Source organism: Bacteroides xylanisolvens, assembly GCF_018289135.1.
In the GTDB taxonomy this organism is placed as follows: domain Bacteria; phylum Bacteroidota; class Bacteroidia; order Bacteroidales; family Bacteroidaceae; genus Bacteroides; species Bacteroides xylanisolvens.
Genome location: NZ_CP072216.1, coordinates 1,376,524 through 1,400,106 on the forward strand (window position 1 = coordinate 1,376,524; position 23,583 = coordinate 1,400,106).

Sequence of the window (23,583 nt, forward strand, 5' to 3'; positions counted from 1 at the left end):
CATGACAAAATTAAGATCATTCCTATACCTGTTAATCATATTCCTGACCATTTCTTCTTTATCATACGGAGAAGAAAATCCCAAGAAATGGTATACAGGAATTATACAGCCAACAGCTCTTGAACTACAGCAAGCGGGAGATTCATTACATATTCAAATACTTTACAACTTTGATAATATACAAGTCAGCTCCAATCATTCTATAGAACTGATACCAGTATTGATTGCTGCAAACCATCAGATGGAATTGCCGGAAATATCCATTAAAGGTCGTAAGAACTATCAGAATCTGAAACGTAAACTTGCTTTGATGAATACGCAGGAACGTGCTTTTTACCAGTCAGAAGCTCCATACTCCATATTAAAAGGGTATGGAATGACTGGAAAAGAACAGATTCGGTACTCGTTGATAATTCCATTCGAGCCATGGATGAAGGATGCATATTTGAATGTAAGGAAAGAAGTGATGGGCTGTTGCAGGCCAGGCAGGTTACTATCAGCTATTCCTCTTTTTGGTGCTGTTACTTTGGAGAAACTTCCCGTCCCTTATCAAATCACTCCACATATTAGTTACGTACAGCCAAAAGTTGAACCAGTCAAAAGTCGTGAGATGTCATGTGAAGCATTTCTGGACTTTGTCGTATCAAAAACCGACATTAAACCGGACTATATGAATAATCCGATTGAACTAAAAAAGATATCCTCCATGCTTGCCGAAGTGAAAAATGATACAGCCATTACCATTCGTGGAATATCAGTCATTGGTTATGCTTCACCGGAGGGTTCTGTCCTTTTTAACAAACAGCTTTCCGAAGGACGTGCAAAGGCACTTGTTAATTACCTTCTCCCTCGTTTCCCTTTCTCTAAAGAATTATACAAGGTGGAATATGGTGGCGAAAACTGGGAAGGACTACGTAAAATGGTTGCAAGGTCTGACATGGCAGAAAAGGATGGAATTCTCCATATTATAGATCACATACCAGTTGAAATAAACTACCGAACGAATACCAGTCGCAAGAAATCGTTGATGTTATATAAACATGGCAATCCTTATCGGTTTATGTTGCGTGAGTATTACCCACATCTGCGTAAAGCAATCTGTAAAATAGAGTACGATGTTCAGAATTTTAATATAGAACAAGCAAAAGTGCTGATTCATAGTCGGCCACAAAATTTGAGTCTGAATGAAATTTATTTGGTTGCTCTAACTTACAAAAATGGTTCACCAGAGTTTATCGAATTATTTGAAACAGCCGTTAGCGTCTTTCCTGATGATAAGATTGCCAATCTGAATGCCGCTTCGGCTGCACTTTCACGTAAAGACACTCTTTTGGCAGAAAAATACTTAAAGAGAGCAGAGACTTCCACACCGGAATACGAAAATGCCGTGGGAGTATTACATCTGCTAAGAGGTGACTATGAACAAGCAAAGTTACATCTAAATAAGGCTGCTGAATCCGGATTGAAACAAGCAAATCTCAATCTGGAGGAATTAGCCAAAAAAGAAGAGAATATCGAATTGATGAGTAAACTAGATTATTGATTTTTTATATATTATAATTATCTTTTTATTTACAACATTTAAACATTTAACAATGATGAAAACAAGAAGTTTTCTATTATCTACATTGGCAGTTTTTATATTTGCCGGCTGTAGTAGTGAAGATGCCCGGGAAGGGAATATTCCGGGTGGTGAACTGGATGGCAAAGCGTATCTGTCGCTTTCGCTGCAAAGTCACACAGCTACTTCAAGAGCAGTGAATGTAGAAGAAAAACCGGGAAGTTCTGGGGAAAGTAAAGCAGGGGCCGTCAAAGTTTTATTATTTGACGAGGATGATGTGTGCCTTGATGTGGCTGATTTTGATGGTTTGACCGTTGGGAATAGCGGAGGAGAATCCGGTGGAACAGGGACCCCGGAAGCTGTAGCTAGCGATGCAAAATTAGTACCAGAGAAAACAAAAAAAGTATTTGTGGTTATCAATCCTTACACCGACGGGAGCAAAGGGTGGAATTTAACTACGGATGCTGTAAAAGGTAAACCTTGGTCTGCAATTAACACTGCTATTGAAGCAGTTATTGCCAACATCGCTACCAATGATAATTTCATGATGGCGAGTGCAGGCGAAGGAGCTGGCATAGAAGGAGCATTGATGGGAGTAACGGTGCATAAGCCGGATGGATATACCCAAGACAAAATAGATGCAGCAAAAAAAGAAGCAAAAGACCATCCTGCAGAAATCTCTGTGGATCGATTGAGTGCAAAAGTAGAACTTGCGGTTAAGGATCCTTTTTCTACAAAACCTGACGGTGCCAAATTTACTTTTGGCGGTTGGGAATTAAGCGTTACCAATAAAAGTGTGAAACTGTATAGCGAACTTATCACTTACGATAATGCCACGCCTGGAGCGGTTTATCGTCGGGATAAGAACTATTTAAAGAGCGAACAACCTGATATTAGTGATAATAGTACTATGGAAACTAATATGGATGCAGCTTTCAATTATCTAAAAAATATAGATAGCGAAAGTGAGGAGATGCCTGCTGTTGCACAGAGTAAGGGAACAAGTCTGTATTGTCTTGAAAATACAATGGAAGCTAAGGCACAACAATTAGGATTCACTACCAAGGTGGTAGTAAAGGCACAGTACACTCCTAATAGTTTGACTGAAAATAGTAGCTATTTTTCTTGGAAAGGAAACTATTATACATTAGAACAGCTTAAAACTGAATATAAAAACACTCCTAGTGGCGGACTAAAAACAGACTTACCTATATTCTTAAAGAAAGCAAAGCTCGTGGCTGGAGATGCCGATCAAAGCACTATAGACAATTTTATTACAAACCTTCAAGCGAACGGACTTACTGCGAAAACTGGTATCATCGGACGTTTTTGTGCCGTGCGTTACTATCATGAATCTGTTTGCTATTACGATGTCCTGATCCGTCACGATCAGAATGTAACCGAAAAGATGGCTTTAGGCCGATACGGAGTAGTGCGCAATAACTGGTATCACCTTGACCTTCAGAGCGTGAGCGGTCCCGGAACACCGTGGATTCCCGATCCGTCTGACCCTGATCCCACTAATCCTACACCTCCGGGAACTGATGATGACGAATCAGATGCTTACCTTTCTGTAAAAATCACTATCAATCCATGGACTTACTGGACACAAGGTGTTGATTTGCATTGATAAATGGGAATTAAAAGACACATAAAGAAATACAAAATAATCCTTGCCGCTTTTATAGTGGCAGGGATTACCGGTTGCGATGTCCTTCATGACGACCTTGATCAATGTGACCTCTTTCTAAAATTCCGATATGACTATAACATGGCAAATAAAGACTGGTTCGCCGAACAGGTGGAAGAAGTAAAGGTTTTCGTGTTCGATACGCAAGGAAAATATATACAGACACTTACTGATAATGGCCATTCGCTAAAAAGTCCGGACTATTGTATGCTGATACCCTATCATTTGAAAGGCTGTACAGCTGTTGTATGGGCTGGAAAAACGGATAAATTCTATCAGCTTCCGACAATGGATACAGGTGATCCAATAAATAAATTAACGCTGAAATATGAGCCGGAAAACAACATAAGTAACAACCATCTTGATGCATTATGGCATAGCGGTCCTCTATTAATGTTTTCTTCGGAAAATATCAGTAATACGGAAAACGTCAGCTTGGTGCGCAATACTAATGATATAACGATAGGCATTATACGAGGAAATAATCCGGTGGATGCTTCAAAATATGACATACAACTAATAACTGCAAACAATTCTTATGACTATAAAAATAATGTAGGTGAGAGCAGCAAGAATATAATTTACCATCCTTGTTCAGTTGAAGAGAAAGACAGTAAGACCGCCCTACAACCCCACCTCCATACTCTTAGATTTATTAAGGATGCTGACATGACTTTTTCTATCACCGAAAAAGCGTCAGGAAAAACAATAGATATCGGAGGAAAAACAACTATAAACCTTATTGACTACCTGTTGATGAGCAAACCGGAAATGATGGGCGATCAAGAATACCTCGACCGCAGATACGAATGGGATATCAACATTCGAATCGGAGATAAGGAAGAGAATGGCTACATTGCATTGAGTATAACCATCAATAATTGGACCTACTGGTTCCAACCAACAGATATGTAAATCGTTTTTTGAAACGGAATTATGGCACGATTAAGGATGAATATAACTATCAACATAAAATTTTCGGCAAATGTCCTGCTTTTGACAATGTTTGCCCTGTTTACTTACTCTTGTACAAAAGAGAACGAAATAACAGGCGCACGTATTTACGAAGGAGAAAAGATACCGATGAGTATTAAAATGGGGACGCGCAATGATACCACCGACAAAGATGAAGTCATAAATTCCGTACGTGCAATTGTATTTAATGACAAGAACGAGCTGGTATACAACGACGTTTCTGATGCTTCCATAAATGTCGATGGCACATACACCGCTTCTATAAGAGCGGCACGGGGATATAACAACATTTATATCATCTGCAATGAAACATCGGAGCTTACCGAAAAGCTCTCTGCTATTACACTGGAAAATAAAATAGAAAAAGTGACATTCTCTGCCGTAGGTATCATTGCTCCTCCGCCCATGTATGGAAATGTGATACGTGCCTATGTGGAATCCCGTAGCGACGGAAAAAATGCCACAGTAACAATTAATAATATTAAAATGACGGAATTGCCTGTTAGCGTAACCCGCATGGTATCCCGCATCAGCTTTACAGCTATTAAAAATATAACTAATCCGGATGAGGATTTCAAAGTAACCAAGCTCACTGTTAAAGTATGTCGTATGCCGGTCGCCACTCCTATAGGAGAAGGGCAGGCATATACGGAAGATATTTGGTCGGATGGCCTTACTATCCCGGGAACAGGCGAACTCAATAATAATGGTACATATACAATAAATGGAGATAACTACACCATACAAGACGGGATAGATTTTATAACAACTCCCGCTACCTATATTCCCGAACATATATTGTCCGACCCTCAAAATGCATCACACGCAACCTATCTTAAAATCGACGCGCAATGCGTGCTTAAAAACGGAAGTGCGCAAGTATTGAACTGTATCTATCTGCTGAATATCGGTCAGAATCCCCCTAAGAACCATAATCTGACACGAAACAACCATTATCAGATATACGCCACCATTACCGGTATGGGTGCAATGGGATTATATGCGGAAATAGTGGCAATGGAGGAACATGATATTACCATCAACTGGAAACCTATCGACGGGCTGGTCATTGTGAGTGACAAGGCGGCAGATTATGACGCGGTTGCCGATACATCCAGAAATGTGAATATATGGAATGATTTTAGTGTTTATTCGGGTATACTGAAAGCATATCATTCAGAGACGGGATATAAGGATGTCTTGTTCAAATACGGCAGCCTGATAGCCGTGCACAGTGACCCTGATACTGAAGATGGCACAAATTTCGTTCCACCTACCACTGCCGAAGCATTGAACGATGTACTTTGGTATCCCAGTTCATACGATCCCTTAACTATTACAGGATGGAGTAATGTCCCTTACCTGGCTGGCGGTGAAATCTCCGCAGGCAACACCCCTGAACAAGTCAAACAGGGCTTGGGAGATCCATGCAAACTCGCCGGTCTTTCCGAAACCCAAATCAGGGATATGGGAATCGTAGACAACGGGCAGTGGCATATGGCTACACCTGAAGAATATAATCATATTATAGCGGCATCAAATAATGAAGTAAGTTCGTACGGATACCTTTCGTACCATTGGCTGTTATTCCCTCACAACCGATACAGGGATGAATCCGGTGCGTCACGTGGAGACGGTACTACCGGATGTTACTGGAGCAACAACGCCTCTATCTTTGATTTTTCAGGTACTCCGACGGTGACTGCAAACCTCCGAGCCGATAAGGACAGACGAAACGGATATATGGTTCGTTGCGTCCGCAACGAAATACCGGAAAGCTATATGCGAGTAGGCATTATCATCAGCCCTGATTATCAGGGAACGGAAAGCGGTAAAACAGCTTATTTTGGTATTGATTCGAATATTCCTTACTGGACGGCTACACTTGTCACTTCAGGAACGGATGTGGGAACGGCAACTACCGATGATTTCTCGTTTGAATCCGGAAATGATGCCGTACATACGACACACGGCAGCAATACCCAAAATATCCCTATATATGTCAAACGCAAAGAAAGTACTTCATCCCGTTCGTTTAGGGTAAGGGTGGAAGGTATCGGATTGGACGGACAGACAAAGAGTACACTACTCACAATTTCACAAGCCGGGTATCAGTTACGTGCCAGTTCCGAATTAAGCACTTTGGGCGTTTTACCTCAAGAGGGAGGCACTTATAATCTAAATATCAAGCTTACTCCTACAGATGTCCCCATACCTGCGGGAAATTTGTATGTACAAGTTGTTTACAGTGGCGAACAAATAAGTGTCAGTGATAAAGTAGAGACTGCATCGAATACATATAGCTATCCTGTCTCAATAACAATCCCGGCAAACAAAAATCCGAGTCTTATCGGCATTACGGTTTATATCGTTTTAGAGAGAGAGACCGGAGTAGGTATTGCCATTAGCAGTCTGTCTATTGATCAGAAAGGTACCAAATAAGAAAAAGGATGAAAAATATGATGATAAGCAGATATAATATGAGAATAAAAAACAATGATAAGACGTATTTTCGGGCAGTTTGCATTGTTTTGTTTTCACTGGCATTTACAGGGTGTACAAAAGACGGCCTGAATGAGTTCGGTCCGGGAAATGCTACAGGAAAAGTGGTTATGGTTAGTTTGAATGTCAGTCTTCCGCCTATCGAAGAACCAACATCGACAAGTGAATATACTACTGTTAAGCCATTCTTGAGAAATGAAAACAGCTCTGATTCATCCTTCACAGTCGTATTGGAGCGAGAACAACGTGCGGCAACTACCAGAGTTTCCGATGGCACGACAAAATTACACAATCTCTGGCTTTTCCAGTTTAATGAGGATGGTTCCATGAATGGTAATCCCCATAAGTTGAGTGATACGGCGACTGCTATAAATGATATGTTGACAATAGATGTCCCCCTTGTAGTAGCAGAGAATCAAACCTTATACCTATTAGTCTTAGGCCCCAAACTTGACTATGACATGAGTGGAGTGAGAACTCTTGATGAACTCAAAAAATGGAGCTTTGATTATCTAATTAATGTAGAAGGGCATACCCAATCACTTATCACCGCAGATGATGAAGTGCCGCTTGCCGGAGAAGTGTCGGGTATCACTGTTATGGACATCGACGGAGGTGACCATGGTTTGGTAGAATATAACAAACCGGCCGGCTTTGTGGGAGGTATTGCAATAAAGAAGTTGATGGCACGCATTACGTTCCGTTATAAACTCGAAGTGGAAAATTACAAATTGCAGGGTCTTAAATTACTGAATGTCAACAGCAAAGTGCGGCTCACCAATCCCGAGAAGAATACCGGTACGGATACTTATGTCACGTTTGAGATAGATAAATTTGATACCCCCGATCCCAATGGTTTCTATTCGGCAACGTGGTATGTTGCGCAGAATTGTCAGGGGACGGTAGAAAGCATAGCAAGTGAAAACCAACGCTATTACAAAGTGGTCAATGGGGTATCATCGGGTAGTGCCCCCATATTGGGTATGCAGATAGAGGCATGGGCATATTCTACCTTGACATCGGCAACTGGCGAGTATGCAATTTACCAAATGTATATCGGAAATAATAATACAAATAACTTCGATGTGGAACCCAATCATTTTTATAATTTGCGTACCACCATTAATGCGGACATAAACTCGGCGAAAAACGACGAACGAATCAGGGCATACTCTGTCAGTCAGTATGTGGAGTTTCACGCCAGTTATAACGCGGAAGTCATTGGAGGTAAATTCGATGCTACATACAACGCTTCTAGTGAGAAATACGATCTGGATGCAGCTTATGAGGTCCGACCGATAGTTGTCCAGACTCAAGGACGGATGGTGGAAGTGGGTGTATATACAGATAAAAGCTGTACCCAACATCCCACACAGAGTTGGCTTCGCCTGTCTTCTTCTTCCAATTACACAGATGCGTATAATAATGCTAAAGAACCTTTGGATACATATATCAAGGCTAGCACCATACTCCCTACTCAATTGAAGTTTTATCTATATAATGATGAATATATTAATGACGGAGAGGGGAACTTTCCTGATCCCGGTGCAGATGCTACGAAAGGAAAACGATCCTTATATATTAAAGTAACTACCACGACCAATGGAGATGCGGGAGAGGCATTGCAAACTTCACATATATTTCGTTTAGACCAGCGGGCGGCAATTTACCTTGGACGTTTAGGAGGAGAGAGAAACGGGGATGGAAGTTACAATATGGGGTTAGTATACACTAGAATGTCTTCACGAACTACATCCCGGTTATTGGCAGATGTGAAGCCGGGAACTATAAGAACTGGCTATGCGAGAATCAAAACGGCAGAATTACTCTATGGAACAGACAATATGGATAATGGTAAAACGGCGACCCGGCATTTGGCGGAAAATACTTACAATCAAAATTGGGTTGACGCTTATGTCCCGATTCCACAGAAAGATGCGTCCGGACATGTGTTATTGTATCAATATCAATACCCTGCCAGTACTTTTAGCGCAAGAGCGTGTTATGACAGAAACAGAGATGAGAACGGGAATGGGATAATTGATGAGGAAGAGTTCAAATGGTATCTTCCCGCGTCAAACCAGTTGTTAGGGCTTTGCGCGGCTGCTCTACCGGGGCTTGGGGGTGGAACCTCGACAACAGAGTTTATAACACCATCCTATAATTATTGTTATTTCTTAACTGCTTCCGGTGGTAAGCTTACGACTCCAGAAAGAACCTCCGGTTCAGATAGATGTGTCAGGGATGTGCCTCCCCCTTCTGATACTCCATATTGACCATAAGAATTTAACAATATAAATTGAAAAAGAAGTATGAATATATTTAGATTAACAGTCATAAAATTTTGTATTGTGTTTTTTATTCCACTAAAAGTATATTCTCAATCGACAGAAATATATACAGATTTAAGAGGGAATAAATATGCGGCAATCAATGATAAAGGAATGGTGAAATACAAGGTGGAGGACCGGAGCAAAAATACCAACTTCCGCAGCTATATTCAGTTATATAAATACGATTCGAATGATAATCCCCAAGAGGAAAAAGATGAAAACGGTAATGATGTCTTTGTATACCGAACGACACGGCATACAGAGAGGCAAAAAGAAGGAGGATGTGACTGGAAGGTGTCCGGTTACTTTCTCGTTTCACCTGATATTGTAAATAGCGAAGGAATAGCAAAAGCACAAACGATGGATTGGGCTACGGCAAACGGATATCTTACTAGTGCCAACAGCAACGTTTATTCGACTCCCAGTTTTGCAGTTACCAGGGGATGTGCCGCATATCGCGGGAAAGATGGTCTGGATGAAACTGGAACTTGGCGGGTACCTACGCGTGGGGAATGTGCATTGATTTTGCTTTTTTATAAAAAAATGGAGGAGACTCAAGAAACAACCGGTTTTCAACCATTCGCTCTTTCCCCCAAAGATCTTACTTATTACTGGTCTGCAACGGAGAAAGGAGGAGATTCTAAAGATGCATGGTCAATGCGATTATATGCTGATGATAAAATGACAGGATACGGGCTAAATACAGGTTACTCCGATAAAGAAAAGAAGGAGTATTATCTCCGTTGCATCCGGGATATTCCATAGAATAGAAATATAAGTTTGCTCATTCATTTACAAAAGATACAAAATAACTGATCAATCAAATGAAAACGATAAAAGCCGAAATATTAATGATTGAAGGAGCGCCGTTTCCTGTCATCAAAGAAATATATGATCCTTCAAATGAAAGGCGTAATGGGAACATTACACCGGAAGCTCCCATTGTTATCACCGGTCACAATCTGGATATGTTGACATGGGAAAGTACCAATCTATATCTTGTCTCTTCCGTCAATGACAGAATGTTGATAGAATGTGGCGATATCCATAAATATTCGGACGATAAGATTTATATGACAGTTCCTGATATTAATGAAGGTGAATATTTCCTGGCACTGATGATTTTGATGAAAGATAAAGAAAGTTTTTTATACATCTTTCCCATATCTTTGGTGGTACAGTTTGCTCAATCGAAATGGCACGACTGACATCCGTATGATAAAAATAACGGCAAACAACATAATTGATAAATAGCAGTCCATGGAAAAGAACCAACCATATAAGCAGGATAAAGTATTCGATAATATATTGGAAACAGAAGAGTTTAACGTCTATACTAAAATAGACGATTTACCTCTTGATGAAAATCCTATGTATCTTGAAGAAGGGATAAATGGGATATGCACGGGAGGAAGTGCGTTATTCAATGTTTTTGGTAATAAACGACGGATTGTTTCCAATGATCTGGTAGTCATTTTCCCTTTTCAGCTGGCTTCTGTCACGGAGATTAGCAGTGACTTTTCAATGACGTTTCTAAAAGTACCCAAAAGCCTGTTTATGGATACAATAAGCGGGATATGTATACCTACGCTTGATTTCTTTTTCTATATGCGGAAAAATTTCAGTACTCCGCTATACGATGAAGAGTGCCAACGTTTCATTCACTTTTGCAATATTTTGATTTTTCGTATCAACTTACCCCGCAACTTATTCAGACGGGAGTCTATCATGCAGTTATTACGTGTTTTCTACTGGGATATATATGTGGCTTATAAAAGAAATCCGAAAGCTGCCGAATTAGTAAAATACACCCGTAAGGAAAAACTTTTATTCGACTTTTTTTGTTTGGTGATCGAATTTCATACCGTAAGTCGGGATGTTGCGTTTTATGCGAAAAAGATGTGTGTGTCCGCCAAGCATCTTACAATGGTAATTACAGATATGAGCGGTCGTTCGGCAAAAGACTGGATTATAGATTACTCCCTTCTTGAAATAAAGGCTCTTTTACGGGATTCTGACCTTGAAATAAAAGAAGTGGCCTCACGCACGAACTTCCAGTCGAACTCTGTTATGACAAGATTCTTTCGTGAACATACCGGTATGACTCCGTCTGAATACAGGGAGAGAATTTACGTTAAAAATGAAATTGAGTTATAATTAGTTGAGTTATATATGAAATACCGCCTGTGAAGGTCGTCTATTGTTTGTTTTGTTTGTGTGGTGCACCTTCTTCCAAGAGTAGGAAAGGAGGTGCACCTTTTTTTATAGCTAAAAAAGAATAGATTAAAATGTGGAATAAATAGCTTAAAATGCTATATTTGCAAAATAGTCGCATTTTTAATATATTGGAGTATGATTTTAGAGTTTAAATTTAGAAATTTCAGATCAGCTAAGGATTGGCAGATATTAAGTTTTGAAGCCTCTGCAGATAAGATTTCAGAAGAATATTACTGTACCACTATCAACGATACGAAAGTATTAAAACTCGGTATCCTCTATGGAGCTAATGCTTCAGGAAAGACTAACGTATTGCTAGCACTTGATTTCATACGAAAAATAGCCATTTCGCCTAAGATAAACAAGATGCAGCCTATCGGGTTTACTCCGTTTCTCTTGGATGATACGACAAAGAAAGAATGTGGAGTATTTGAATTGACTTTTTTTGTAAACAATATGAAGCATCTCTATTATCTTGAAGTAGATAATAGTGCTGTCCTAAAAGAAACACTTAAATATTATCCTGGTAAGCAACCAGCCGAAATTTTCTCCCGAGAGACCATTAATGGAATCACTCATATCCGATTAGGAAGCAAAGTCAAACTCAATGTGGCCGAGCAGGAAAAGTTGCAGGTAAATACGCTTAGTAATATGAGTGTTGTTTCAGCTTATGCTACAGCTAACTTTATGTTTCCTGAATTAGAACGTGTCTATAACTATTTCTTGAAGCAGTGGTTGCCTATACTCTTGCCCCAAACGGATTTGAAAACATGGACAACAGGAGAAATGGAAGCAGAGAAGGAGAATAAATCCTTTTTATTAGATTTACTGCACCGTGCAGATTTTAATATATCCGGTTTTGATGTTCAACAAAATGAGAAAAATAAAAAAGATACGGATTTGATATTTGAACATACGATTGTAGCCAATGGAACATCTTCTGTTCATTACCTGCCTGATATACTTGAATCAGCAGGAACAATGCGCTATTATGGTTTGGGAACTATTCTGAATATATTGCTTGAAAGAAATGCTATCATACCTGTTGATGAACTTGAGAATTCGCTGCATCCGGATTTATTTGCCCATTTCATCAACTTATTTTTGGTTAATTCGACTTATTCGCAGCTGATTTTCAGTACGCATAATCTCCAATCATTAGACACCGAGGATTTACGTAAAGATGTAGTCTGGTTTACAGAAAAAAAGGATGATGGTTCAACAGACCTGTTTTCACTTGATGACTTCAATATCCGCAATGGCGTTTCGTTTCTCAATGCATATAATGCAGGGAAATTTGGCGCCAAACCAACGCTGGGCGGTATTTTTATTTCTAAAAAACGATAAGTATGGCACGCGAAAAAAGAATAAAAGAAATTCGGAAATCTTATGCGATTATCGGTGAAGGAATCACAGAGTTTTTCTATTTTGATGGATTTCGTAATGTTGAAAAGGACTTATTGAAGAAGTTCAATGTTACCCTAAAACCTGATAAACCCAAACATCCTGACTACAGTGATATCATAACGAAAGCTCAATCGCTATTAGCGAAAGAATTTGATGTCGTTTTTTGCTTGATTGATATGGATTATATCAATGCTGATAATGTACGTAAACAAGCCTATGATAAAGAGAAGTCATCATGCATCAAGGCATACAAAAATGAGATTTATTTCATAGAAAGTAATCCTGCCTTTGAATTTTGGCTATTATTACACTTTGTCTTTACCGACCGGCAGTTTCGTAACTGTGACGAAGTAATTACAGAGTTGAAAAAGAATGGTCGTCTTGAAAAGTACGAAAAAAACATTGAGTATTTTTCAAAGAACAACTTATATCTCCAACTCAAAGAAAAGCTAGAATCTGCCATAAATCATGCACGTAGCATCTCCATTGATATAAACAATCCGCACATTTCATATTCAAGGGTATTTGAAGTGTTTGAAGAACTATTACAGAAGAGATAGATAAACTATCGTTTTAATTCTATCTGACAAATTAAATAGCTTAATTTAATTTGAGTCAGGAAAATACAGTGAGTACAAAACAGAATGTTTTTCGTCTTATCTATAAGTAAAAATATAGACTGGAATGAAAAGCCGACTGAAACAACGAATATTTGCACTTTCTCTATTAGCATGGACAGCCGTATGCCCTGCCGATGCACAGCAAACACGCTCGCTTCGCGATCAATTCTTAAGTCCTTCCGATGAAGCAAAACCCTGGACTTTTTGGTATTGGATGTATGGTGCCGTGTCTAAAGAAGGGATTACAGCCGATTTGGAGGCAATGAAACGTGCCGGATTAGGAGGTACTTATCTGATGCCGATTAAAGGTATTCATGAAGGCGCCCAATACGATGGCAAGGCGCAGCAGCTAACTCCCGAATGGTGGGAGATGGTGCGTTTCAGCATGGAAGAAGCAGATCGTTTGGGACTGAAATTGGGAATGCACATCTGTGATGGTTTCGCATTGGCGGGAGGCCCTTGGATTACTCCTGAAGAATCTATGCAAAAAGTGGTTTGGAGCGATACGATTGTAAACGGAGGAAAGCTGATGGCTATTCGCTTGCCACAACCGAAAGCCTATGAAAACTATTATGAAGATATTGCATTATTCGCTTTGCCGGTAGAAGACGCAGCGGATGAGATGCAGGCAAAAATCACCTGTGTCAACCTAGCTACGACAGGAAACGTAAAAGCTGCTCAAACAGTGAATATGGATGCGGCGGGAGTGATCCGTTCTTCATATCCTTGTTATATCCAGTATGAATACGAACAACCCTTCACTTGCCGGAACATCGAAATCGTTTTAAATGGTAATAATTATCAGGCACACCGCTTGAAAGTAATGGCCAGTGATGATGGAGTGAATTATCGTTTGGTTAAGCAGTTGGTCCCTGCCCGTCAGGGATGGCAGAATACGGATGAGAACTCAACTCATAGTATTCCTCCGACTACTGCCCGTTTCTTCCGTTTCTACTGGGCTCCTGAAGGGAGCGAACCGGGAAGTGAAGATATGGATGCTGCCAAATGGAAGCCCAATCTGAAAATAAAAGAATTACGCCTGCACCGGGAAGCCCGTCTGAACCAATGGGAAGGAAAAGTCGGACTGGTATGGCGTGTTGCTCAAGCGACTAAAGAAGAGGAAGTCGGGAAACAGGATTGCTATTCACTTTCACAAGTCATCAATCTAACAAAGCAATATACCGGTCATTCGAATGGAAAAACATTGACCGCCACTCTCCCCAAAGGAAAATGGAAATTACTTCGCATGGGACATACAGCTACCGGGCATACCAATGCGACAGCGGGAGGTGGAAAAGGATTGGAATGTGATAAGTTTAACCCGAAAACGGTACGGAAGCAATTCGATAACTGGTTTGCGCAGGCATTTGTAAAGACCAATCCCGAAATAGCTCGTCGCGTACTGAAATATATGCATGTCGACAGTTGGGAATGTGGCAGCCAAAACTGGAATAAACGTTTCGCTATTGAATTTCAGAAACGTCGTGGCTACGATTTGATGCCTTATCTACCTCTATTGGCAGGTATTCCGATGGAAAGTGTCGAACAAAGTGAAAAGATTCTGCGAGACGTACGTACTACCATATCAGAACTCGTCGTAGATGTGTTCTATCAGGTATTGGCGGACTGTGCGAAAGAATATGATTGCCAATTCTCGGCAGAATGTGTGGCTCCGACGATGGTAAGCGATGGTCTACTACATTATCAAAAAGTAGATCTTCCGATGGGTGAATTTTGGTTGAACAGTCCCACACATGACAAACCGAATGATATGCTCGACGCTATTAGCGGAGCACATATCTACGGAAAGAATATAATTCAGGCTGAAGGATTCACCGAAGTGCGTGGCACGTGGGATGAATACCCCGGAATGTTGAAAGCCTTGTTGGATCGTAATTATGCATTAGGAATCAACCGTCTTTTCTACCATGTATATGTACATAATCCCTGGCTGGACCGCAAGCCTGGCATGACATTGGATGGCATCGGACTTTTCTTCCAACGGGATCAGACCTGGTGGGATAAAGGCGCAAAAGCCTTTTCCGAATATGCTACCCGTTGCCAGTCGTTGTTGCAATATGGACATCCGGTAACAGACATCGCAGTCTTTACAGGTGAAGAAGTGCCGAGGCGTTCGATATTACCGGAACGATTGGTTCCCTCTCTGCCGGGAATCTTCGGTGCAGAACGAGTGGAAAGTGAACGCATCCGTCTGGCCAATGAGGGACAGCCTTTACGTGTACGCCCGGTAGGTGTTACCCATTCAGCTAACATGGCTGATCCGGAGAAATGGGTGAATCCGCTTCGTGGATATGCATACGATAGTTTTAATAAAGATGCAATCCTTCGTTTGGCGAAAGCAGAAAACGGACGAATAACGTTGCCGGATGGAGCAAGTTATAAAGTGTTGGTACTACCTCTTTCGCGTCCTATGAATCCCGAACCTGTGTTGTCATCGGAAGTGCAGAAGAAAATCAATGAACTAAAAGAAGCTGGCATTTTGGTGCCTTCTTTACCATATACAGAAGAAGATTTTTCCGTGTATGGCTTGGAACGTGACATGATCGTGCCGGAAGATATTGCCTGGACGCATCGTCGTGGCGAACTTGGTGAGCTCTATTTCGTCGCCAACCAAAAGGACGAAACACGCACGTTTACTGCAAGTATGCGTATTAACGGTAAGAAACCGGAATGTTGGAACCCGGTGACGGGTGAGATGAATATTCATCCTTCATATCGTATCAACGGAAACCGGACGGAAGTTACTCTCACATTGGCTCCTAACGAGTCCGTATTCATCGTATATCCTGCGGAGGGAGTACATGAAGGCTATGGAGAATCCTCTCTCCAACTGCAAAAGGAGAAAAAAGACACCTCCAAAGCCCCTTTAAACATAGCTTTGGAGGCAAAGGAATATACTATAATTTTTGCAGCTAACAAAAAAACGCTCACACGAAAAGAACTTTTCGACTGGAGCCAAGAATCGGATGACCAGATACGTTATTATTCGGGGACAGCGACCTATAAGACCACTTTCCGCTGGAAAAATAAACCGAATAAAGACCAACAGATTTATCTGAATCTGGGAACAGTTTATAATTTGGCAACTGTTCGTGTGAATGGTGTAGATTGTGGCACAATCTGGACAGCTCCTTATCGTGCAGATATTACAGGTGCCTTGAAAAAAGGAATTAATGAGCTTGAAATAGAGGTTACAAATACTTGGGCGAATGCACTGACAGGAGCTGATGAAGGAAAAGCGCCGTTTGATGGCATTTGGACTAATGCAAAATATCGCAGGGCAGAGAAAACGCTGCTTCCGGCAGGATTACTCGGACCTTTGAGTTTTTCTACCACAGAATAAAATAGATTTTTAAGGCACGGATTACGCGGATTACACGGTTTATGAGAATCGTATTACATAAAGTAACAGCGCAATCCATGTAATCCGTGCCCAATTCATTATAATATAGCTAAAGTATGAAAAGTTCAATTATTAAAACAGGTACAATGTTGGCAGGTTTTCTGCTTGCTGCCTGCCTGTCAACACACGCAGAAGTAAAGCTACCGGCTATTTTTTCTGATGGCATGGTGATGCAGCAACAGACCAATGCAAACCTTTGGGGGACGGCGACTCCTCATAAAAAAGTAACAGTGACCACTAGTTGGAATGGAAAACAATATGCAGCAACAGCAGATAAAAATGGGGCATGGAAACTGACAGTAGCTACTCCCGAAGCGGGAGGCCCTTATACTGTGACCTTTGATGATGGAACCAAAAAGACACTGAATAATATTCTGATAGGCGAACTTTGGCTTTGTTCCGGACAAAGTAATATGGAAATGCCGATGAAAGGATTCAAAAACCAACCGGTAGAAAATGCCAATATGGACATTCTTCACAGCAAGAATCCACAAATCCGTCTGTTTACGGTGAAACGTACTTCTACATTCACTCCGCAGAATGACGTTATCGGTTCCTGGAAAGAAGCCAATCCGGTTAGTGTCCGTGATTTCAGTGCAACAGCCTATTATTTCGGGAGACTGGTAAATGAAATATTAGATGTTCCGGTCGGATTAGTTGTAGCAGCCTGGGGTGGTTCCGCCTGTGAAGCATGGATGACGGCAGACTGGCTGAAAGCCTTTCCGGAAGCGAAGATACCTCAAACGGAAACCGACATAAAATCTAAAAACCGTACTCCGACCGTGCTTTATAATGGTATGTTGCATCCATTAATCGGTATGACCATGAAAGGAGTGATTTGGTATCAGGGTGAAGATAACTGGAATCGTGCCCATACGTATGCTGATATGTTTACCCGATTGATTAACGGTTGGCGTGCCGAATGGAAACAGGGAGATTTTCCTTTCTATTATTGCCAGATAGCTCCGTATGATTACGGGATTATTACCGAAAAAGGAAAGGAAGTGATAAATTCGGCATATCTCCGGGAGGCACAGGCAAAAGTAGAACATCGTGTAGCTAACAGCGGTATGGCTGTATTATTGGATGCAGGAATGGAAAAAGGTATCCATCCCGCAAAGAAACAGGTTGCAGGCGAACGCCTGGCACTTTTGGCTTTAACTAAAACGTATGGAGTGGAAGGCGTGAATGGCGAAAGTCCTTATTATAAAAGCATTGAAATAAAGAACGACACCGTAGTTGTCAGCTTCGAACGTGCCAATATGTGGATTAGCGGCAAGAACTGTTTCGAATCGAAAAACTTTCAGGTAGCCGGCGAAGATAAAGTTTTTTACCCGGCCAAAGCATGGATAGAACGTAGTAAGATGCTAGTGAAAAGCGATAAAGTGCCGCACCCGGTAGCTGTTCGATATTGTTTTGAAAACTATGTGGAAGGAGATGTATATTGCGACGGATTGCCTTTAGGGTCTTTTCGTTCAGATGATTGGTAATCGCAAATAAACAAGGTAAAATATGAAAAATATATGAAGAGATTTTATCTGATTATAACCATACTGTTTGTTGGCGTGTCGGCTCTTTGGAGTCAGCATGCCAATGTCATTTGGAATACTCCCAGTCATAATTCTTCTGAATCTATGCCCTGTGGCGGTGGAGATATCGGGATGAATATATGGGTAGAAGACGGTGATGTTATGTTCTATGTGAGCCGTAGCGGCACATTCGACGAAAAAAACTGCCAGTTAAAACAAGGGCGTGTACGTCTCCGCCTGTCGCCCAATCCTTTCAAAGACGCTAAAGATTTTCGTCAGGAGTTGAAGCTGAAAGACGGATATGTAGAAATCGCGGCAGGAAACACACAGATACAATTTTGGGTAGATGTTTTTCATCCGATTATACATGTAGAGGTAACAAATGCACAACCGTTGCAGACTGAAGTCTTTTATGAAAATTGGCGCTATCAGGAACGACCTGTCAGAAAAGGAGAGGGGCAACAGTGTTCCTACAAATGGGCTCCCCCGAAAGGTACTGTGACGGAGTCCGACTTTATTTCTTTAGACAAAATTACTGATTCAACAGGAAAGGCTGAAACAAATAGGACTTCAATAAAAAGGAACCAACTTCTGTTTTATCATCGCAATCCCGAACAGACCGTTTTTGATGTAGTTGTAGCTCAACAAGGGATGAACGAAGTAAAATCTCAAATGATGAATCCTTTGAAAAACCTGACTTTTGGAGGAACTCTTTTGGGTGAAAACTTAGAATTTGCAGGCACTGCGGATGATGTATATGCCGGAACAGACTATCGTGCTTGGAAATTCCGTTCTTCCAAAGCAGCCCGGAAAGAACATATCTGTATTGTGTTACATACAGACCAGACAGAAACAATAGAAGAGTGGGAGCAGGGAATACAAACAGCTTTGCATAGAATAGCCCCCAAAGGTAAAGTTTCATCGAAGATTATCATACAGGATAAAAAACAGACACGTTCGTGGTGGAATTCCTTTTGGCAACGCAGTTTTATCGAAGCAGAAGGGGAAGCAAAAGAAATAACCAGAAACTACACCCTTTTCCGCTATATGCTAGGATGCAATGCTTATGGCAGCGTACCGACTAAATTCAATGGCGGACTATTTACCTTTGATCCTTGCCATGTCGATGAAAAACAATCTTTTACTCCCGACTACCGGAAATGGGGAGGTGGTACGATGACTGCACAGAATCAACGTTTAGTATACTGGCCGATGCTGAAAAGCGGAGACTTTGATATGATGCCTTCCCTGTTTGATTTTTATAACCGCATGTTGAAAAATGCAGAACTGCGAAGCCGTATATATTGGCAACATGATGGAGCCTGCTTTAGCGAGCAGATCGAAAATTTCGGTTTGCCGAACCCCGCAGAATATGGTTTCAAACGACCGGACTGGTTCGACAAAGGATTGGAATATAATGCCTGGCTGGAATATGAATGGGATACGGTTCTTGAATTCTGCCAAATGATATTGGAAACAAAGAACTATGCAAATGCTGATATTACCCCTTATTTACCTCTGATCGAAAGTTCACTGACATTCTTCGACGAACATTACCGGCAACTAGCTTCCCGCCGGGGACGGAAAGCGTTGGATGGCAACGGACATCTGATTCTTTTCCCGGGTTCTGCTTGTGAAACATATAAAATGACCAATAACGCAAGCAGCACCATCGCCGCCCTGAAAGTGGTATTAGAAACATACGGAGAAAAAGAGGAGATGCTAAAAGCAATACCTCCGATTCCATTGCGATACATAGAAATAAAAGATACGTTGAATCCGACTATTGCTCCGGTCTTGAAGCAAACAATTTCGCCCGCCGTAAGTTGGGAACGAATTAATAATGTTGAAACGCCACAACTTTATCCAGTGTTTCCATGGCGTATTTATAGAGTAGGAAAGGAGGATCTGGATATAGCCCGTAATACCTACTTTTATGACCCGGATGCCATCAAGTTCCGTTCGCATACCGGATGGAAACAAGATAATATATGGGCTGCCTGTTTAGGCCTGACCGAAGAAGCAAAGAAACTATCTTTAGCCAAATTATCGAATGGACCGCATCGTTTCCCCGCATTTTGGGGACCGGGATATGATTGGACACCCGATCACAACTGGGGAGGTAGCGGCATGATAGGACTTCAGGAAATGCTATTGCAAACCAATGGAGAACAAATACTCCTTTTCCCAGCATGGCCGAAAGAATGGAACGTACATTTCAAACTTCATGCTCCGGGCGAAACAACAGTAGAAGCCACTCTCAAAAACGGAAAAGTGACGGACTTGAAAGTTTTACCGGAAAGTAGAAAAAAGGATATTGTTATAATGATTGAAAAGGAAAAATGATAATTTTGCGGAGTGCCCTGAAAGGGCTTAATTATATAGCGTAGGGCAACGCCCTACGTAAAAACGACAATCTGAATTTGCGCCCTGAAAGGGCATAATTGTATACGGTTCCGCCCTTTCAGGGTTTGTGGCTGGTGTGTTTTTTTCGTAGGGCGTTGCCCTACGCTATATAATTAAGCCCTTTCAGGGCATCCCAATAAATATATAATTGTAAGGCTTTCAGCCTAACCGATAAATTCTCATTTAACTGCAAAATTCCCATTTTAACCGATAAATTCCCATTTAACGAATGAAATATATAAATAAAGAATTATGAATAAAAGACCATTTATCATCTTATCAGCTTTTCTGTTGCTATTTTCCTTGATAGAAAAAGGGCAGGCTACAGAAACTTACCGTCCCGAGACATCGGTTGCCGGATTCATCCAGCTTCCCGGTAGCGGGCGACAAGTCTATAATTTCAATCCGGGATGGCGCTTTTTCAGAGGCGATGTCCGGGGAGCAGAAGCGGTAAACTTCGATGACCGTTCCTGGAATGTCGTTTCCACCCCTCATACCGTAGAGTTGATGCCGGCCGAAGGAAGTGGATGCCGCAATTATCAAGGACCGGCTTGGTACCGTAAGCACTTTGTCCTCCCCGCCGAAACAAAAGGGAAACGGGTAGTGCTTCATTTTGAAGCAGCTATGGGCAAACAGATTCTTTATCTGAATGGTAAACGCATCCAGGAACATCTGGGAGGTTATCTGCCTTTTACTTTAGACTTGACCGCCAATGGCGTACAAGCCGGAGACTCCTGTCTGCTCGCTGTTTTCACGGACAACAGTGATGACAAATCCTATCCTCCCGGAAAACGTCAATATACATTAGACTTTGCTTATCATGGTGGCATTTACCGTGATGTATGGATGATTGCCAAATCTCCGGTAGCTATTACTGACGCTATTGATTCACAAATCGTTGGCGGTGGAGGTGTCTTCGTTCATTTTGATAAGATCAGTGAAAAGAGTGCGCAGGTATATGTAAACACCGAAGTTCAGAATGACGACGCCCGTTCCGAGTCAGTCACTGTAGAAACGACTTTGACAGATGCGGATGGAAAAGTAATCAAACGCAGTTCAGGAAAACTTTCTTTAAAGCCGGGAGAGAAGAAATCCATCCGTCAACAGATGGAAGTAAAGAATCCTACTCTTTGGTCACCGGATACACCTTATTTATATAGGGTACAATCACGTATTAAAAAAGGAAATAAATCCATTGACGGAGGCATTACCCGTGTCGGTATTCGTCTGGCAGAATTCCGTGGTAAAGACGGATTCTGGCTGAATGGCAAACCTTTCGGACAACTGGTAGGAGCCAATCGCCATCAGGATTTTGCATACGTAGGCAATGCTTTGCCGAACTCACAGCAATGGCGTGACGCCAAACGTCTGCGTGATGTCGGATGCACCATTATTAGGGTAGCCCATTATCCCCAAGACCCTGCCTTTATGGATGCCTGTGACGAGCTCGGCCTGTTCGTGATTGTCGCTACTCCGGGATGGCAGTACTGGAACAAAGATCCGAAATTCGGGGAGTTGGTTCATCAGAATACCCGCGAAATGATTCGTCGTGACCGTAATCACCCTTCTGTACTGATGTGGGAACCCATCTTGAATGAAACCCGCTATCCGCTCGATTTTGCCTTGAAGGCTCTTGAGATTACCAAAGAAGAATATCCCTATCCGGGACGTCCGGTAGCTGCTGCCGATGTCCATTCGGCCGGAGTGAAAGAGCATTATGACGTTGTTTATGGCTGGCCGGGTGATGATGAAAAAGAAGACAAACCAAAGCAATGTATCTTTACCCGTGAATTCGGGGAGAATGTAGACGACTGGTATGCTCACAACAATAATAACCGTGCCAGCCGCAGTTGGGGAGAACGCCCGTTACTGGTACAGGCTATGTCCTTGGCAAAGAGCTATGACGAGATGTACCGCACGACCGGTTTATTTATCGGTGGCGCCCAATGGCATCCGTTCGACCATCAGCGTGGTTACCATCCGGATCCTTATTGGGGCGGTATTTATGATGCTTTCCGTCAGAAGAAATATGCGTATGAAGTATTTCGCAGCCAGTCGCCGGCTAGTCTCCAACACCCATTGGCAGAATGTGGCCCGATGATATTCATTGCTCATGAAATGTCACAGTTCTCCGATAAGGACGTAGTTGTATTCACAAACTGTGATTCAGTCCGTCTTTCTATTTATGATGGAACGAAAACCTGGACAAAACCGGTGATTCATGCCAAAGGGCACATGCCGAATGCTCCCGTTATATTCGAGAATGTCTGGGACTTTTGGGAAGCACGCGGATATAGCTATACTCAAAAGAACTGGCAAAAAGTGAACATGGTTGCCGAAGGAATCATCGGCGGAAAAGTGGTATGCACTCAAAAGAAAATGCCTTCCCGACGTTCCACCAAACTACGCCTTTACATAGATACCCAAAAAGTGAACCTGGTAGCTGACGGCTCCGACTTTATCGTCGTAGTTGCTGAAGTAACCGATGATAGTGGAAATGTGCGCCGTCTGGCAAAAGAGAATATCGTTTTCACGGTAGAAGGTGAAGGAGAAATCATCGGAGATGCTACTATTGGCGCTAATCCCCGTGCGGTGGAGTTCGGCTCCGCTCCGGTGTTGATTCGTTCTACCCGGAAAGCCGGAAAAATAAAGGTGAAAGCCCGCGTACAGTTTGAGGGTACTCAAGCTCCGACAGCTACTGAAATTGAACTGGAAAGCGTTCCTGCAGAATTTCCTTTCTGCTATGAGGAACAGACTTATGAAATACAAAGGACAACACCGTCCACTCTCAATGTAAACCCGGGCAAAGAATCATCTGAAGGAAAAGTGCAACTGACAGAAGAAGAACGCCAACGAGTGTTGGATGAAGTAGAACGTCAACAGACTGAATTTGGAACTGAAAAATAGTACGATAAAGTG

The 23,583-nt window shown here is 41.8% G+C and carries 14 protein-coding genes; all 14 read left to right on the forward strand.

All coding sequences use genetic code 11. The annotated features are described in order from the left end of the window. Position 1 precedes the first annotated feature (1 nt). Entirely contained in the window at positions 2 to 1,543 is a 1,542-nt protein-coding gene (locus tag INE92_RS05685; protein WP_117610549.1) for a DUF3868 domain-containing protein, read from the forward strand. 55 nt (positions 1,544 to 1,598) lie between these two features. Then, a complete protein-coding gene (locus tag INE92_RS05690) occupies positions 1,599 to 3,191 on the forward strand; it encodes an Mfa1 family fimbria major subunit (protein WP_008640323.1) in 1,593 nt (530 codons plus the stop codon). Positions 3,192 to 3,194: 3 nt separating this feature from the next. Continuing rightward, entirely contained in the window at positions 3,195 to 4,166 is a 972-nt protein-coding gene (locus INE92_RS05695) for a FimB/Mfa2 family fimbrial subunit (RefSeq protein WP_117808879.1), read from the forward strand. Between the two features lie 21 nt (positions 4,167 to 4,187). Then, on the forward strand, positions 4,188 to 6,668 hold the full coding sequence (locus tag INE92_RS05700; RefSeq protein WP_195436441.1) for a fimbrial protein: 2,481 nt from the start codon (positions 4,188 to 4,190) through the stop codon (positions 6,666 to 6,668). A gap of 38 nt (positions 6,669 to 6,706) precedes the next feature. Continuing rightward, positions 6,707 to 9,004 carry a DUF4906 domain-containing protein gene (locus INE92_RS05705; protein ID WP_195436442.1) on the forward strand — a complete coding sequence of 766 codons (2,298 nt, stop codon included), beginning with the start codon at positions 6,707 to 6,709 and terminating at the stop codon, positions 9,002 to 9,004. Between the two features lie 36 nt (positions 9,005 to 9,040). Further along, positions 9,041 to 9,826 (forward strand): DUF1566 domain-containing protein, encoded by a 786-nt coding sequence (locus INE92_RS05710; protein WP_004310751.1) that lies wholly within the window; start codon positions 9,041 to 9,043, stop codon positions 9,824 to 9,826. 59 nt (positions 9,827 to 9,885) lie between these two features. Beyond that, positions 9,886 to 10,269, forward strand: coding sequence for a DUF4469 domain-containing protein (locus tag INE92_RS05715; protein WP_004310750.1), 384 nt, complete (start codon positions 9,886 to 9,888; stop codon positions 10,267 to 10,269). 52 nt (positions 10,270 to 10,321) lie between these two features. Further along, a complete protein-coding gene (locus INE92_RS05720) occupies positions 10,322 to 11,218 on the forward strand; it encodes an AraC family transcriptional regulator (protein WP_008640313.1) in 897 nt (298 codons plus the stop codon). A gap of 195 nt (positions 11,219 to 11,413) precedes the next feature. Further along, positions 11,414 to 12,625 carry an AAA family ATPase gene (locus INE92_RS05725; protein WP_008022265.1) on the forward strand — a complete coding sequence of 404 codons (1,212 nt, stop codon included), beginning with the start codon at positions 11,414 to 11,416 and terminating at the stop codon, positions 12,623 to 12,625. Positions 12,626 to 12,627: 2 nt separating this feature from the next. Beyond that, on the forward strand, positions 12,628 to 13,245 hold the full coding sequence (locus INE92_RS05730) for an RloB family protein (protein WP_015531086.1): 618 nt from the start codon (positions 12,628 to 12,630) through the stop codon (positions 13,243 to 13,245). A gap of 124 nt (positions 13,246 to 13,369) precedes the next feature. Beyond that, positions 13,370 to 16,669 (forward strand): glycosyl hydrolase, encoded by a 3,300-nt coding sequence (locus INE92_RS05735; protein ID WP_195365498.1) that lies wholly within the window; start codon positions 13,370 to 13,372, stop codon positions 16,667 to 16,669. 116 nt (positions 16,670 to 16,785) lie between these two features. Continuing rightward, the gene (locus INE92_RS05740) at positions 16,786 to 18,219 is read left to right on the forward strand and encodes a sialate O-acetylesterase (RefSeq protein WP_117513917.1); all 1,434 of its coding nucleotides are present in this window, start codon (positions 16,786 to 16,788) and stop codon (positions 18,217 to 18,219) included. A 33-nt stretch (positions 18,220 to 18,252) separates the two neighbouring features. Continuing rightward, positions 18,253 to 20,604, forward strand: coding sequence for a DUF5703 domain-containing protein (locus INE92_RS05745; RefSeq protein ID WP_195436443.1), 2,352 nt, complete (start codon positions 18,253 to 18,255; stop codon positions 20,602 to 20,604). Between the two features lie 312 nt (positions 20,605 to 20,916). Continuing rightward, positions 20,917 to 23,571: a glycoside hydrolase family 2 protein gene (locus INE92_RS05750; protein WP_195436444.1), complete on the forward strand. Its 2,655-nt coding sequence runs from the start codon at positions 20,917 to 20,919 to the stop codon at positions 23,569 to 23,571. The last annotated feature ends 12 nt before the right edge of the window (positions 23,572 to 23,583 follow it).